Source organism: Pseudoalteromonas sp. Isolate6 (assembly GCF_022398435.1).
In the GTDB taxonomy this organism is placed as follows: Bacteria; Pseudomonadota; Gammaproteobacteria; order Enterobacterales; family Alteromonadaceae; genus Pseudoalteromonas; species Pseudoalteromonas galatheae.
Window position 1 is genome coordinate 51222 of sequence record NZ_JAKEVK010000004.1, and the last position, 14600, is coordinate 65821.

Here is a 14600-nt window from a genome sequence, read left to right on the forward strand (position 1 = left end):
CTAACCTCTTAGCTTACCAGCTCTGCTAACAGCGTTTTTACTTCTGCAAGTGGTAAGGTGATTTGTTCTTTCTGTTCACGCAGATACTTCACTGTCACTTTGCCTTCAGCGAGTTCATCTTCGCCTAGCACTAGCGCAATAACAGCATCGCTTTTATCTGCACGTTTAAATTGTTTCTTGAAGTTGCCACCGCCACAATGAACCATCACGCGAAGGCCAGCAATATCATCTCGTAATTGCTGTGCAACCACTGGAGCTTGAATAGCCGCTTTGTCACCCATCGCAACAACGTATACGTCTGCATTACGACGAATATCGCCCACACACTCCAACGTCTGTAGCATCAAGACTAAACGCTCGATACCCATCGCAAAGCCAACAGCTGGTGTTGCTTTACCGCCAAGCTGCTCTACTAAGCCGTCGTAGCGGCCGCCAGCACATACTGTGCCTTGAGAACCTAAGCTTGTCGTCACCCACTCAAATACGGTGCGGTTGTAGTAATCTAGGCCACGTACCAGCTTTTCATTAACTTGGTATTCGACGCCAGCTGCGTCTAAACGTTCACACAAATTAGCAAAATGTTCGCGTGATTCATCATCTAAGTGTTCAGAAAGCTTAGGCGCATCAACAAGTACAGCTTGTACCTCTGGATTTTTGCTATCCAACACACGCAGTGGATTGCTATACATACGGCGCAGACTATCTTCATCAAGCGCTTCTTTGTGTTGCTCCAGATATGCAATCAAAGCATCACGATATTCAGCACGCGCTTCATTTGACCCCAAAGAGTTGAGCTCAAGCGTAACATGGTCTTGAATGCCAAATTGCTGCCATAGACGCGCCGTCAATAAGATCACTTCGGCATCAATATCTGGCGTTGCCATACCAAAGGTTTCAACGCCAAATTGATGGAATTGACGGTAACGGCCTTTTTGCGGTCTTTCATGGCGGAACATCGGTCCCATATACCAAAGGCGCTGTTCTTGGTTGTATAGCAAACCATTTTGATTACCCGCACGGACGCACACTGCTGTGCCTTCCGGACGTAGCGTTAAGCTATCGCCATTACGGTCATCAAAGGTATACATTTCTTTTTCGACGATATCGGTTACTTCACCGATAGAGCGCTTAAATAGATCGGTCGACTCAACGACTGGAAAACGGATCTCTTGATAACCAAATGCCGCTACTGTGTCTCTTAACACCGATTCTACTTTCTGCCAGACCTGCGTGTCACCTGGCAGACAATCATTCATTCCACGGATTGCCTGAAGTTGTTTAGTCACTGAAAACCCTAACTTAAATTTGTCACCAACCGATTTCCTGCTGCTTTAGCCCTTTAACTAAATACGCTAAAACAGTCTCATCGCATTGGTTTTATTTCTTTAATGCCATTTATCGTCGTGCAGTCTAGCACGCCGTGAGAAAGCGCGAAAATTCGCTTATCTTAACGATTACGCTGGTATCAGTCGATGATTTTTACATCGATTTTTTCTTCGCTTTCTTTTTTCTCTACATATTCTCGGATCTGAGACTCTAATTGAGCGACAATATCATCATTATCAATCCGTGTCTTTTGGCGCTCGCCATTGATATAAAGGCCTGAACGGCGATTTGCGCCAGCAAGACCCAAGTCACTGACGAGTGCTTCGCCAGGGCCATTTACCACGCAACCAATCACAGAAACCGAAATTGGTGTGACGATATCTTCTAATCGCTCCTCAAGCTGATTCATAGTATTCACTACATCAAATTCTTGACGGGAACAACTTGGGCAAGCAATAAAATTAATGCCGCGCGAACGAATTCGCAGCGACTTTAGAATATCAAAACCCACTTTGATTTCTTGCACCGGATCAGCCGCCAGTGAAACACGTAATGTATCACCAATCCCTTCAGCAAGTAGCATACCTAGACCAACTGCCGATTTAACCGAGCCGGCTCTAAAACCACCAGCTTCGGTGATCCCAAGGTGCAGAGGTTGGTCAATCTCTTTTGCCAGTAACCGATAAGCGCCAACGGCTAAGAACACGTCGGAAGCTTTTACCGAGACTTTAAACTGATCAAAATTATGGCGCTGGAGAATTTCGACATGTCGCATCGCAGACTCAAGCAAGGCTTCAGGTGTTGGTTCACCATACTTTTCTTGCAAATCGCGCTCTAGTGAACCGCCATTCACGCCAATACGAATTGGAATGTTGTGCTCACCCGCCGCATCAATCACTGCACGAATACGGTCTTCACTGCCAATATTACCTGGGTTTATCCGTAAGCAGTCGGCACCATACTTAGCCACTTGTAATGCAATACGGTAATCGAAGTGAATATCTGTGACGAGTGGAATATCCACTTGCTCTTTAATGCTTTTAAATGCTTCAGCTGCATCCATTGTCGGCACAGAAACACGGACAATATCCGCCCCGGCGTCTTGGATAGCTCTAATTTGTGCCACCGTCGCATCAACATCTAAAGTATTGGTGTTTGTCATAGACTGTACTGCTATCGGTGCGCCATCACCAATAGGCACATTACCGACATAGATCCTTGTTGATTTTCTACGCTTTATAGGTGGTTCTGAAAACATGCTGACTACTCTGTTAACGGTAAATTGAATTTAGCTAGACGGTTTTTAGTAAACGCAGGCAATGGCACTGGTTTGCCGTCAAGCGTGACCTCCACGGCCTGATGCTTGCCGAGTATAACAGAAAAAGGGGCCTTACCTTCAACTGTCATGGTATATCCCGCTTTTTTAACACCAAACGCAACACGCTCTTGTGTTGCATCAAACATTTCAACCCAGCTTTCTTCGTTGAAATGCATGACTACCGTGCTCAGTGCGGGGTCTCGTTTTACCGCTTGCGGTTTCGCTTCAACAGGCACTGAAACCTCAGCCTCTCTCGCCTGTGGCTCGCTTTGCGGGGCTATCTCATTAACTTGCTCGGCAGGTAATGCCACCTCACCCATCGCAGGTGTTGTGACATTTTCAGCTGGCGTCTCAAGCTGAGTGACCGGCGTTTCGGGCACCACTTCTTGCTCTGAACTATTGGTCTGCCAAAACCAAAATGCCGATGACCCCAATACGATAGCCAGTACGATGTAGCTCACCATCATTAGGCGGTTATCATGGGCTTCTTTGTGAGTGCGGCGAGAAAAGCTTTGCATCCGCTTTTTCTGTGGCGGCAACTCTGGAGATTGATATTTAGCCAGCACTTCTGCAGGGTTTAACCCCAATAGCGCAGCGTAATTTTTGATATAGCCACGCACAAAAGTTTCAGGCCCTAGGTCTTGATAGTCATCCTGCTCGAGCTTGGTAAGTTGGGCATGAGTCATCTTTAAACGCGATTCAATTTCAGCAAAGCTGATCCCGGCATTTTGTCTTGCCGTTGCTAAAGTTTGCCCGAGTGAAGGCTGCTCTTGTTCAGGTGCTTCCTGCTCTTTCATTGTTTGGTTCATAAAACGTAATTTGTTGGGTCTACAATTAATAATCCGTGGCCTGCTTGCAGCGCCACGTCAGGAGTGAGTTTATTCCATCGCATAATTTCATCGATCAACACACCATATCGATCGGCAATACTGAGCAAAGTATCTCCCGCCGCAATTTCATGCACGACATTGGGATTGTTAAGATACACCTTTTGACCTGCGTATAACCTTGCAGATTCCCGCACTTGATTGTATTCCATCAATTCAACCATTTTAATGTCGTATTTGACTGAAATACTAAATAGGTTTTCACCTGCAATAACAGTATGAAAAGGCACCTGAGGCAGCGTAACGTCACGATTTAATAACGGTACACTTGAACTGTTTGACGATATACTCGCTAGCACTTGAGGCTCACGTGAGCGAGGACTAAATGTGACTTCCGATGGATCCGGTTGATAAAACTCAACCCGAGCTTCAGAGTCCTGACTAACATTCACTAAAGACGTGCTTTTTGCCACTTCAGGTTTTGCCGAAGGCGCGAAATTATTGGCCTCGGCGGGTGAATCAACGATGAATGATTGGGTTGAATTAGATTGCGTTTTCTTACGCTTAATTTTAATTTTTGGGTTCGCAACAATATGACTGGGCGACGCCTCGGCAAGCTTATTTAACTGTGCTTCTCGATAGCGATTGCGCAACCGTTCAAATTCACTTGCAGCAATGTTATCAGTTAAGATAAGCCCTGCTTGGGCAGATTTGGGGTAACTTTGCACCAAGGTCGTGGCGATGTCTTGCGCCTTCTGTAGGTGGCCCATTTGCACATGTACTAAGTGTCCAAGCATTAAGCTTCTTGGTGAAATAAAGCCACGCTTGGCAACATTATCAAGCACATCTTCAGCTCTTAAGAAATCACTGCGAGCATAATATAGGCCCGCGAGCGCAAGCTGCGACGACATCTGCTGCGCGTTATGCTTAATCGCGCTTTGCAGATATTCCTCGGCCAGAGAATACTCATTTTGTTTCAGCGCACACAACGCCAAGTTTTCATAGCTTGCCGATACCCGCAAATAACTTGGTATCTCTATCGCTTTGAAAAAATATTGGCTCGCCTTGTCATACTGACCAACTCGACAAAGAAAAGTACCGTAGTTGTTTAGCGTGTCAGGGTTATCTGGCTCAATATCCAAAGCCGCCTGATAGGCGTTATCAGCGCGTTGCTGCTCACCTACCTGCTCATAGTAATACGCCAATGTATAATGGGCTTCGGCCAGTTTCGGCGCTAACTGTAATGCTCGCTCTAAATTAAATTTGGCTGAAGTGGTGTTACCAGAGTTGAGATATTGAAGTGCCAGTGCAATGCGAGTTCTTGCGGCATTGGTGTTATTGACTTGTTGTTCGGCCACAGGACGCCCGTCGGAGCGATAACTACTCTCCGTCACACAACCTGACAAAACTAAACTCGCACCTGCGAGAATGGATGCAGCCAATCCTGTTTTGCGATAATTTCGCGATTGCATCACTCACCTTTGAATGCCACTGGGTTTTATATCTGCACTATATTACCCAAAAGGCTACGAGATTCATCTATTTTTTGTAAGATAACCAGAACTTATCTGAGGCTCAGATGAAATGAGCTGACCCAAGCCAGCTCATTATTTGTTATTGTGCACTCACATTGACAGCAATGGCGTTGTCATCACGTTGCTTTTTCTTGGCTAGACGCTTGGTTCTATCCACAACATCACCAACCAACTGACCGCACGCAGCATCAATATCATCGCCACGAGTACGACGCACAATACAGGTCAGCCCAGCCGCTTGTAACACTTTCGAGAATCTATCGATACGGCTATTACTAGAGCGGCCATATTCATTACCCGGGAACGGGTTAAATGGGATCAAGTTAATTTTTGACGGCGTGCCTTTGAGAACTTGCACCAACTCATGGGCATGATCTGTACTGTCATTCACATCTTGTAGCATCACGTACTCAATAGTGACGTCTTTATTTGCTTTTGAGCCATCAATATAACGACGGCATGCAGCTAAGAACTCTTCAATCGGATACTTTTTGTTGATTGGTACAAGCACATCACGTAGTGGATTGTTTGGCGCATGCAGTGAAATCGCCAGTGCCACATCAATTTTTTCTTTCAAGATATCAAGTGCAGGTACCACGCCTGATGTACTTAGCGTGACGCGGCGCTTGGATAAACCAAATGCCCAATCGTCCATCATCAGCTCCATCGCTGGTACAACGTTATTTAGGTTTAACAGAGGCTCACCCATACCCATCATCACGATGTTAGTAATTGGACGTTTAGTGCTATCGCCTTTATGTAGACCAATGTCGGTTGCCACGCGCCAAACCTGACCTATGATCTCAGACACTTTTAAGTTACGGTTAAAGCCCTGCTGCGCCGTTGAGCAAAAAGTACATTCTAGCGCACAACCAACTTGGGAAGACACACACAATGTTGCTCGATCTTTTTCTGGGATCCACACGGTTTCAACTTCTTGGCCGCCTTCGAGTAACAGTGCATATTTGATGGTGCCATCTGAAGCCTCTTGCTTTACTGAAATTTCAGGTGCTTTAATCTCACACTCAGCCTGCAAACGTGCACGAAGCTTTTTATTTAAGTTACTCATCTCATCGAAGTTATCGATACCAAAATGATAAATCCATTTCATCACCTGATCCGCGCGAAACGGCTTTTCGCCATATGATGCAAATAACTCGCGCATCCCCTCGCGATTTAAATCAAGTAAGTTAATTTTTTTCTCAATAGTGGTCATGAACAACCTCGGTTAAAGACGGTAAGAACAGCTAAATTGCCAACAACGCATTGTACAAAAAAGCAGCAATCATCACAAATAATGTAACGTGTTTTGTGAAGTAGTGTGATTACTTTACAAAGCACGCTTATTCCGCAACTTAGCTGCGGGACAAAAAAAGGGCTCGAAAGCCCTTCTTTGGCACCAAGTCTCGAATTAACGAGTACGTGGGCAGATTTCTTCTTCAGCGAAGAAGTAAGCGATTTCGCGAGCAGCAGACTCAGGCGCGTCAGAACCGTGTACTGCGTTCTCGTCGATGCTGTCTGCGTAGTCAGCACGTAGTGTACCAGCTAGCGCTTCAGCAGGGTTAGTAGCACCCATGATTTCGCGGTTTTTACGAACTGCGTCTTCACCTTCAAGCACCTGAACCATTACTGGACCAGAAGTCATGAAAGAAACTAGTGCACCAAAGAAAGGACGCTCTTTGTGCTCTGCGTAGAAACCTTCAGCTTTCTCTTGAGAAAGGTGAACCATTTTTGATGCAACGATTTTAAGACCAGCAGACTCAAAACGGTTGTAGATAGCACCGATGTGGTTTTTAGCTACAGCATCAGGCTTGATGATTGAAAAAGTGCGCTCTAAAGCCATCTTTTTTGCTCCAAAATATTATTGTGAATATTAACGGGCGCGAATTATACGTGTTTTGGTAGAAAAAACCTACTATCTCACGCCGCTTTCTTTGCGAAGAAACGAAAGTTTGGTAAATTATTTGTCGATTAAATACGCAGAATTGCCAGCAGAAGCCTTAAACAGTAAGGTAACTTGCCCTTCCTTGCACAATGTCAAAAAACCTGATCTACATCAAAATTACTTACTTCGCTTTCTTCTATACTGCGCCGCTTTTTAGAATCAGCACGCGAAATCACTCAACAGCTGACCCGTAATCAGTTCAATGTATGAGGTAAACCATGTTTGTACCAGAACTTCTCTCTCCTGCCGGCAGTTTAAAGAATATGCGTTACGCTTTTGCGTACGGTGCCGATGCTGTTTACGCCGGACAACCAAGATACAGTCTGCGCGTACGTAATAACGAATTTGACTTAAGCAACCTCGAAATCGGAATCAACGAAGCCCACCAGCAAAACAAAAAGCTTTATGTCGTATCAAATATTGCACCGCACAACGGCAAAGTGAAAACTTACTTACGTGATATTGAGCCTGTTATCGCGATGAAGCCAGACGCGCTTATCATGTCCGATCCCGGGCTAATTATGTTGGTGCGCGATAAGTGGCCAGACATGCCAATTCACCTATCCGTACAAGCGAATGCTGTTAACTATGCAGCGGTACAATTTTGGGCCAAACAAGGGGTTGAGCGGGTTATTCTTTCTCGCGAGTTGTCGCTACAAGAAATAGAAGAAATTCGTACATTGTGTCCAGACACTGAGCTTGAAGTGTTCGTTCATGGTGCCTTATGCATGGCTTATTCTGGTCGCTGTTTATTATCGGGTTATATCAACAAGCGCGATCCAAACCAAGGTACGTGTACCAATGCCTGCCGCTGGAGCTACGATGTCAAACCTGGTCAAGAAAACGAAACCGGGGATGTTGTCCATAAGGTCGATCCAAAAGCGATTATTCCAACCTTAGGGGAAGGTCAACCAAGCGACGAAGTATTTATGCTCGAAGAGCAAGGTCGTCCAGGTGAATACATGCCTGCATTTGAGGATGAGCATGGTACTTACATCATGAATTCCAAAGATTTACGTGCTGTCCAGTATGTTGATCAACTGACTCGCATGGGCGTGCATAGCCTTAAAATCGAAGGCCGTACCAAGTCATTTTATTATGTTGCTCGCACCGCACAAGTCTATCGTAAAGCCATTGATGATGCTGTTGCGGGTAAACCATTTGACCCAAGCTTAATGAAGACCCTAGAAAACCTAGCCCACCGAGGATATACCGAGGGCTTCTTGAAACGTCATGCACATCAAGACTATCAAAATTACGACTACGGTCATTCGGTGTCTGACCAACAGCAGTTTGTTGGTGAAGTGCTAGGTCGCACTAATAATGGCCTCGTTGAGATTGAGGTTAAAAACAAGTTCTGTACTGGTCACAGCTTGGAATTGATGACGCCTAAGGGCAATATTCACTTTAATCTTGAACACATGGAAAATAAAAAAGGCGAAGCGATAGATGACGCCAAGGGCTCTGGTCATATCGTCAAAATTCCACTGCCAGAAGACATAGACTTAAATCACGCCATTTTAATGCGCAATTTAGGCCAAAGTGAGGACACTCGTAATCCTTTTAAAAAGGCATAACGATGGCATTACTGATTAATGATAAATGTATCAACTGTGATATGTGCGACCCTGAGTGTCCTAATCAAGCCATTTACATGGGCGATAAAATTTATCAAATTGACCCTGACAAATGCACTGAATGCGTCGGCCATTACGACACACCAACTTGTGTGAGTGTCTGCCCCATTGATTGCATCAAACCAGATCCAAACCACAAAGAAAGCCTTGATCAGTTAGCCGAAAAGTACCTTAGACTCACTGAGTAACAAGGTGAAGCCACGCGCTTCACCTTGTTAACCTCTCAACTCCCCCCTCTTCCCTACCTCACGATAAAGATTTCTTACGCCTCTTGTCGAAATTTCAAATAGATATACTACAGTTAAAGCAGAGCATTGGGACTTTTTACTTTCGTAGCTTGAGTGCACTTTTACCGTGTTAAATACGGGCATTGTTATATGAATTGACTTCACGTTAAAGTTATGAATTGACTTCACGTTAAAGTAAGGAAATAGCATGGATTTGAACTCATTTGAGTCATTTTTTAATAGCGCGTATATGCCTCATGGCCATTGCTATTTATGGCAACCTCACCTGCTATGGACCAATGTTATCTCCGATATTTTGATAGCCGCCGCCTATTTCTCTATCCCCATGGCGATTATGATTTATGCGAAACAGCGTCCTGACGTTGGTAAAAATTGGGTCTTTGTGCTGTTTTGTAGTTTCATCACCTTATGTGGGCTGACACATTTAATAGGTGTTTACACCGTTTGGCATGGCGCTTACGGTATCCATGGCATCTCAAAAGCAGTCACAGCGTTTATCTCAATGGTAACAGCAGTTTATCTTTTTAGACTGATCCCAAGTGCCGTTGCAATCCCAACCCCCAATCAATTCCATGGCGTAACCGCAAGACTCAAACGCATTACCGATGAAAAGCAGGCACTTCATTCACAACTCGACCAACACAGAGTGACCGAGTTTATGCTCAATGCCTTACCAACCAGTACCTTATTACTTGACCAATTGCTGTCTATCAGTAAGTGCAACCCTTACTTCTATCGTGAACTTGGCTATGACTCTCCTAACGAGCTACTGGGACTGAGACTCCATGACATCGTCAGCTTAGATGATCCTTTTGATAGTCTTGAGTCAATTAGTCAATCACTACTTGACCAAAATGATTTTAGTAAAGAAGCGCTATGTCACGTTAAAGACAAATTTGGAAATCAAATTCCAATGGAAATGCGCCTCGTACAAGAGCCTCATGATGGCACCAACCTAATTCTTGCAGTATTTAACAATCTCTCTTCTCTTAAACGCACCGAGCGGGCACTAGCCGACTCTACAGAGCAAATGAAGCGCGCCATTGGTGCAACTGAGGATGGTATTTGGGAATGGAATGTTGTTGACAATAGTGTGAGTTATTCTGCTCGTTTGAAAACCATGATCGGTAAAAGGGAAGATGAAAAAGTTACTTTTGATGATTGGTTTGCACATATCCATCCAGACCACCAAGATAAAGTACAAGATGCCATAGACCATCACTTTACCACCAAGGAGCAATATCTAGTCGAGTACTTAGGACGTGATAACAAGGGGGAATACGCTTGGTTTTCCGCCGTAGGAAACAGCCAATTTGACGACCACGGCAGAGCTTTGGTGATGTCTGGGGCACTTAGAAACATCCATCAGAAAAAATCCCTTGAGCTACAGATTGCAGAAAAAAACAAAATACTCAATGCCATATATGAAGGCGCAAGTCAGGCTATTTGGTTATTAAAGGTAGAAGAAAAGCAAACATTTCGAGTCCTTGAGTACAATAAATTTGCTTGTCAGCGCACTGGCGTAAAACTTGATGAAATATTGGGGAAAACCCTCAGCGAACTCAGAGGGACAGTGTTAGAAGCGACGTTAGTAGATAGAGTCGAAAAAAACTACCAACTTTGCGTTAAGGTCGCAAAACCCGTAGATTACACCGAAATGGTACCATTCAAAAATAAAGAGTATTGGTACCAAACGACTCTTTATCCACTCAAAGATAGTAAAAACCAAGTTGAGCGTATCGTCGGTATTGCTGTAGATATTACGGCGCGAAAGTTCGCAGAAAAAGAGCTGAAAGACAATCAACACTTTTTGCAACGAATGATAGATTCAGCTGTGTGTGGTCTTTATCTCTACGACTTTAAGCTTCACAAAAACACTCGTATAAATAAACGTTACACTCAGCTATTGGGTTATACTTTTGAAGAGCTTACCAGTGCAAATCTAGAGCTGTGTTTTCATGAAAGTGAACGCGCACTCGTTTACGAGCATATAGATGAAGTGAGAGCCAGCCAAGACGGTGAACTTATTCCAATCAAATATCGGTTTAAGCACAAAGAAGGACATTGGGTTTGGTGTTACTCAGTCGATACCGTGATCACTCGAGATCATAATGGCGAGCCAGAATTAATGCTGGGTACTTTTGTCGATATGACCGAGCACACTGAATTGCTCTTGCAATTGCAAGAATCAAACGCTCACCTTGAGCACTTTGCCTACATTGCATCTCATGATTTGCAAGAGCCGCTCAGAAAGATCACTGCTTTTTCAGACAGTTTGGCGCAAAGAATTACGCCAGAGTTAACAGGTTATGACGATGCAAAATTTGAAATAGATCGCTTGGTTGATGCCAGTCAACGGATGCGGATCATGATCCAAGACTTACTCAAATTATCACGCTTGCATTCTCATGAGCTGAAGCTACAAACAACCAATCTAACTTTGTTATTAGAAGATATCTCTGAAGTGATGAGCTTTAGTATCGAGGAAAGCGGTGCAGAAATTAAACTCGAGAATGGTGACTTACCTATCAAACTTGATCCCTCGCTTTTTCTTCAAGTACTGCAAAACTTAATCAGTAACAGCATTAAATTTAAGTCACCAAAGCTTACGCCAGTGATCCAAATTTACACTAGCCAAACCAGTCATGAAACGGTGATCCATTATAAAGACAATGGACTTGGGATCCCAAAATCTCGACGCCAGCAAATCTTTGAACCGTTTAGACGCTTTGGCACCACGCAAGAGTATGGCAGTGGTATTGGGCTTGCGCTGTGCAAACAAATCGTAAAATTACATAGCGGCTCAATAAAATGCCTGCAAAGTGATGATGGCGCTTTATTTGAAATCATACTGCCAAAAGAGGCAAAGGGGTAATAATGGAACTGTTATTAGTTGAGGATGATCCTGATGATGTCTACTTTTTTAAAAGGGCATACAGCAGCCTTGCCAATGCGCCGGAGCTTAAGATTTTTTCTGACGGTCATGAACTGTTGCACTATCTCAATTCTATCGCAACCTATGATCAGGTTATTTTATTGGATTTAAACATGCCAAAAATGAGTGGCTTTGAGGTCATGGAAGTGTTAAAAAAAGAACAAGTTGCCGATAAATTAATAACTGTATGCTATACCACCTCCACTCACCACAGTGACATTCGAAAAGCATATCAATTAGGTGCTAAGTCATATATTACCAAACCCGGACGCTTAAGTGATTTAGAGTCATTGATCAAATTAATCAAGCAGTATTGGTTTGACAATAACTGTGTCGTGCGAGGGTAACTATGAATACATGGCTGATTTATCTTCTTGAAGACAACGATGAAGATGCTTACTTAGTGAAGCGCACGCTTGCAAATACTGACGGTAGACAGAAGTTTAATGTTAAGCATTTCAAAAATTTAGAGCAACTTAAAACCGCATTAAACACAGTCAAACCAGAAGCCATTCTTATTGATTTGAACATTGATGAGAGCCAAGGCCTTGCTACGCTGATTAAAGTAAAACAACTGCCTATCAGCGCTCCTATCATCGTGTTAACAGGGGTGTCTGAAACGCTGTTTGGCGAAAAAGCAATTCAGCTTGGTGCTCAAGATTACATACCAAAACACGAAGTGAGCGGCCCACTGTTGGCGCGTACAATATCCTTCTCAAAAGAACGTTATGAAATGCAGCGGAACTTGGAGAACCTGGTGGTGATGGATAGGCTCACTATGCTACATAACCGCGGCGCATTTGATAGCGAACTAGAACGCGCGATTTCTGAATCAGAGCGATATGGCCATGGATTTGGTGTGCTGTTTATTGATCTCGATAACTTTAAACCTGTCAACGATCAGCTAGGTCATCAAGCGGGCGATCAACTGCTAAAAATACTGTCGGCTAAACTTAAAATGTATAAACGCGCTTCAGACTTTGTAGCACGCTACGGTGGTGATGAATTTGTTGTTATAGCCACTCACCTAACAGAAAAAAATCAATTACAAAAACTTGCTCAGCATAAATATGACTTGCTCAGCGATAATTACTGCCTCCAAGATGAAAGTGCAAATATCCGCGAAGTAAAGCTGGACTTAAGTATTGGTGCGGTGATTTACCCAACTGACGCCACATCGGCTGAAGAGTTAGTTGCTAAAGCAGATAAAGCTATGTATCACGCTAAGACTAATCACTTACCTTACGCGTTATACTCGGATGCAGGGCTCACATCAAAATAAGAGATGAATAAGGATACTAATCTATTCTATTTTGAACGTATTGTTTGTCAGCTTTTCGCCTAACATGGTTGCGCCTTTCAACGAAAGGCAGAACATTACTTTGCTGCTTTCGGCGCTCCCCTCCTTGTCTTTCCTCGAGTAATTCCTCTAGTTGAGACAGGGTAATTAGCCTTTTCATAGCAACCTCCACATCACACTACTTTCTTTTTTATAGTCGCTTTTACAAAAAACCCCAATCTACCAAGCAAAAATCTAAGCATCTCACTCAAAGAAATCACATTTTAAACTTTTATTTTACAAAATAATCACATTTAGGTATAACTTAATTGAACAAAAAACAAACAGAAAGGATACAACATGAAACGCCACTATCTATCAGCGTGTTTAATCGCGCTCCTCTCACATCAAGCAACAGCTGCAGGTCAGCATGACTCTGTAGCTATGCCTGAATTTACTGCTGAACACATCAATACCTTACCTATTTCTAGTGTGATGGCCGTAGACCCTGAACTGTTCCTTTTCAGTAATGCTTTACAGCAAGTAGATTGGCAGCAAGTACTTGATAGCACTGCACCGCATTTAAAAGACAAGCTCGAAGTGATCTTACACTATGCTGGATACGCCAGTATTAACCCTAAGTTATTGCTGGCACTAATGGAGCTCGAGTCAGGTGTGATAAGCAACCCAAATAATCAAGCTCTCTTTGCACCGTTTGGTACACTCTCTGATGAACATGGGTTTGATGCGCAAGTAAAAGATGTAGCACTTAATTTGAGTGCAAGATACTACGCATTTCAAAAACTTCGCGATGAGGGCAAAGCTAAAAAGTTACCAGCAGTAAACGAAGCAACAGTCGCACTTGCAGATCTAACACACACATCGGTAGATGCCCTACTCAATACTTACCAAACTTTATTTAACGGTGAGTCGTTGGCATTAAAAGCAGACAACAGCATCGCTTTTAATGAACAAGCTTCAACACAAGCGGTATCCGCTGCTAGCTTTAGCATGAGCTTCCCATGGCCATCCGGTTACGCTTGGTATAGCGGTGGCGCACACTCAAATACGGGCTCTGGTTACCCTTACTCATCGCTTGATTTTAATAACGGTTCGGGTGGCTGGGGAAGTAATACACCTTGGGTTCAAGCAGCACATGGCGGTACGGTTACCCGCTACTCAGCTTGTAATATTCGCGTGACTCACTCAAGCGGCTATTCGACTCAGTATTACCATATGGAAAACCTGCAATATAACACTGGTGATGTCATTTCTGCAGGTGCTTGGCTTGGCCGTTACGCGGACGATAAAGCAACAGCATTATGCCAGGGCGGTCAATCCAGCGGTCCTCACGTTCACTTTTCTCTGCTGTACAACGGTGGACATATTTCACTACATAACTGGTATATCAGTGGTTACCGTATCGATGTGGGTAACTACAATTACGATGATAACTGTAGCCGTTTCTTCTTTGAAAAAAATGGTTATCGCACCTGTGCATGGCGCGCGTTATATAAGTAATTAGAGCATGCACAACCACTTTATTAGGC

Annotated in this window: 13 protein-coding genes; 6 read left to right on the top strand and 7 right to left on the bottom strand. The window is 43.8% G+C overall.

The features are described from left to right. Positions 1–8: 8 nt before the first annotated feature. From hisS to ndk, 6 genes are all read right to left on the bottom strand, one after another. Entirely contained in the window at positions 9–1286 is a 1278-nt protein-coding gene (gene hisS, locus L1D50_RS01110; RefSeq protein ID WP_128728679.1) for a histidine--tRNA ligase, read from the bottom strand. Between the two features lie 179 nt (positions 1287–1465). After that, on the bottom strand, positions 1466–2584 hold the full coding sequence (ispG, locus tag L1D50_RS01115; RefSeq protein WP_010377346.1) for a flavodoxin-dependent (E)-4-hydroxy-3-methylbut-2-enyl-diphosphate synthase: 1119 nt from the start codon (positions 2582–2584) through the stop codon (positions 1466–1468). 5 nt (positions 2585–2589) lie between these two features. Beyond that, a complete protein-coding gene (locus tag L1D50_RS01120) occupies positions 2590–3441 on the bottom strand; it encodes a RodZ domain-containing protein (protein WP_239965340.1) in 852 nt (283 codons plus the stop codon). An 8-nt stretch (positions 3442–3449) separates the two neighbouring features. Further along, complete coding sequence (gene pilW, locus L1D50_RS01125) at positions 3450–4943, bottom strand: type IV pilus biogenesis/stability protein PilW (protein WP_239965341.1); 1494 nt, start codon at positions 4941–4943, stop codon at positions 3450–3452. A 142-nt stretch (positions 4944–5085) separates the two neighbouring features. Continuing rightward, positions 5086–6222 (bottom strand): bifunctional tRNA (adenosine(37)-C2)-methyltransferase TrmG/ribosomal RNA large subunit methyltransferase RlmN, encoded by a 1137-nt coding sequence (locus L1D50_RS01130; protein WP_128728682.1) that lies wholly within the window; start codon positions 6220–6222, stop codon positions 5086–5088. A gap of 195 nt (positions 6223–6417) precedes the next feature. Beyond that, positions 6418–6849 (bottom strand): nucleoside-diphosphate kinase, encoded by a 432-nt coding sequence (gene ndk, locus L1D50_RS01135; RefSeq protein WP_010377338.1) that lies wholly within the window; start codon positions 6847–6849, stop codon positions 6418–6420. 320 nt (positions 6850–7169) lie between these two features. Here ndk and yegQ point away from each other — a divergent pair, with 320 nt between their 5' ends. The 5 genes from yegQ to L1D50_RS01160 all read left to right on the top strand — a co-directional run bounded on the left by yegQ (position 7170) and on the right by L1D50_RS01160 (position 13053). Further along, entirely contained in the window at positions 7170–8528 is a 1359-nt protein-coding gene (gene yegQ, locus L1D50_RS01140) for a tRNA 5-hydroxyuridine modification protein YegQ (RefSeq protein ID WP_128728683.1), read from the top strand. A gap of 2 nt (positions 8529–8530) precedes the next feature. Beyond that, positions 8531–8776, top strand: a complete 246-nt coding sequence (locus L1D50_RS01145) for a YfhL family 4Fe-4S dicluster ferredoxin (protein ID WP_010377334.1) — start codon at positions 8531–8533, stop codon at positions 8774–8776. Between the two features lie 247 nt (positions 8777–9023). Next, the gene (locus tag L1D50_RS01150; protein ID WP_128728684.1) at positions 9024–11711 is read left to right on the top strand and encodes a PAS domain-containing sensor histidine kinase; all 2688 of its coding nucleotides are present in this window, start codon (positions 9024–9026) and stop codon (positions 11709–11711) included. A 2-nt stretch (positions 11712–11713) separates the two neighbouring features. Next, positions 11714–12118 (top strand): response regulator, encoded by a 405-nt coding sequence (locus L1D50_RS01155; protein ID WP_128728685.1) that lies wholly within the window; start codon positions 11714–11716, stop codon positions 12116–12118. Positions 12119–12120: 2 nt separating this feature from the next. Continuing rightward, positions 12121–13053 carry a GGDEF domain-containing response regulator gene (locus L1D50_RS01160; RefSeq protein ID WP_128728686.1) on the top strand — a complete coding sequence of 311 codons (933 nt, stop codon included), beginning with the start codon at positions 12121–12123 and terminating at the stop codon, positions 13051–13053. A 16-nt stretch (positions 13054–13069) separates the two neighbouring features. Here L1D50_RS01160 and L1D50_RS01165 read toward each other — a convergent pair whose 3' ends face one another. Beyond that, on the bottom strand, positions 13070–13231 hold the full coding sequence (locus L1D50_RS01165; protein WP_162847800.1) for a hypothetical protein: 162 nt from the start codon (positions 13229–13231) through the stop codon (positions 13070–13072). 179 nt (positions 13232–13410) lie between these two features. Here L1D50_RS01165 and L1D50_RS01170 point away from each other — a divergent pair, with 179 nt between their 5' ends. Next, the gene (locus L1D50_RS01170; RefSeq protein WP_138524313.1) at positions 13411–14571 is read left to right on the top strand and encodes a M23 family metallopeptidase; all 1161 of its coding nucleotides are present in this window, start codon (positions 13411–13413) and stop codon (positions 14569–14571) included. Positions 14572–14600 lie beyond the last annotated feature (29 nt).

Bases quoted from the DNA above. Each gene is read 5' to 3' on its own strand.
- ispG (WP_010377346.1), bottom strand. From the start codon at position 2,584: ATGTTTTCAGAACCACCTATAAAGCGTAGAAAATCAACAAGGATCTAT.
- L1D50_RS01120 (WP_239965340.1), bottom strand. From the start codon at position 3,441: ATGAAAGAGCAGGAAGCACCTGAACAAGAGCAGCCTTCACTCGGGCAA.
- pilW (WP_239965341.1), bottom strand. From the start codon at position 4,943: ATGCAATCGCGAAATTATCGCAAAACAGGATTGGCTGCATCCATTCTC.
- L1D50_RS01130 (WP_128728682.1), bottom strand. From the start codon at position 6,222: ATGACCACTATTGAGAAAAAAATTAACTTACTTGATTTAAATCGCGAG.
- ndk (WP_010377338.1), bottom strand. From the start codon at position 6,849: ATGGCTTTAGAGCGCACTTTTTCAATCATCAAGCCTGATGCTGTAGCT.
- yegQ (WP_128728683.1), top strand. From the start codon at position 7,170: ATGTTTGTACCAGAACTTCTCTCTCCTGCCGGCAGTTTAAAGAATATG.
- L1D50_RS01145 (WP_010377334.1), top strand. From the start codon at position 8,531: ATGGCATTACTGATTAATGATAAATGTATCAACTGTGATATGTGCGAC.
- L1D50_RS01150 (WP_128728684.1), top strand. From the start codon at position 9,024: ATGGATTTGAACTCATTTGAGTCATTTTTTAATAGCGCGTATATGCCT.
- L1D50_RS01155 (WP_128728685.1), top strand. From the start codon at position 11,714: ATGGAACTGTTATTAGTTGAGGATGATCCTGATGATGTCTACTTTTTT.
- L1D50_RS01160 (WP_128728686.1), top strand. From the start codon at position 12,121: ATGAATACATGGCTGATTTATCTTCTTGAAGACAACGATGAAGATGCT.
- L1D50_RS01165 (WP_162847800.1), bottom strand. From the start codon at position 13,231: ATGAAAAGGCTAATTACCCTGTCTCAACTAGAGGAATTACTCGAGGAA.
- L1D50_RS01170 (WP_138524313.1), top strand. From the start codon at position 13,411: ATGAAACGCCACTATCTATCAGCGTGTTTAATCGCGCTCCTCTCACAT.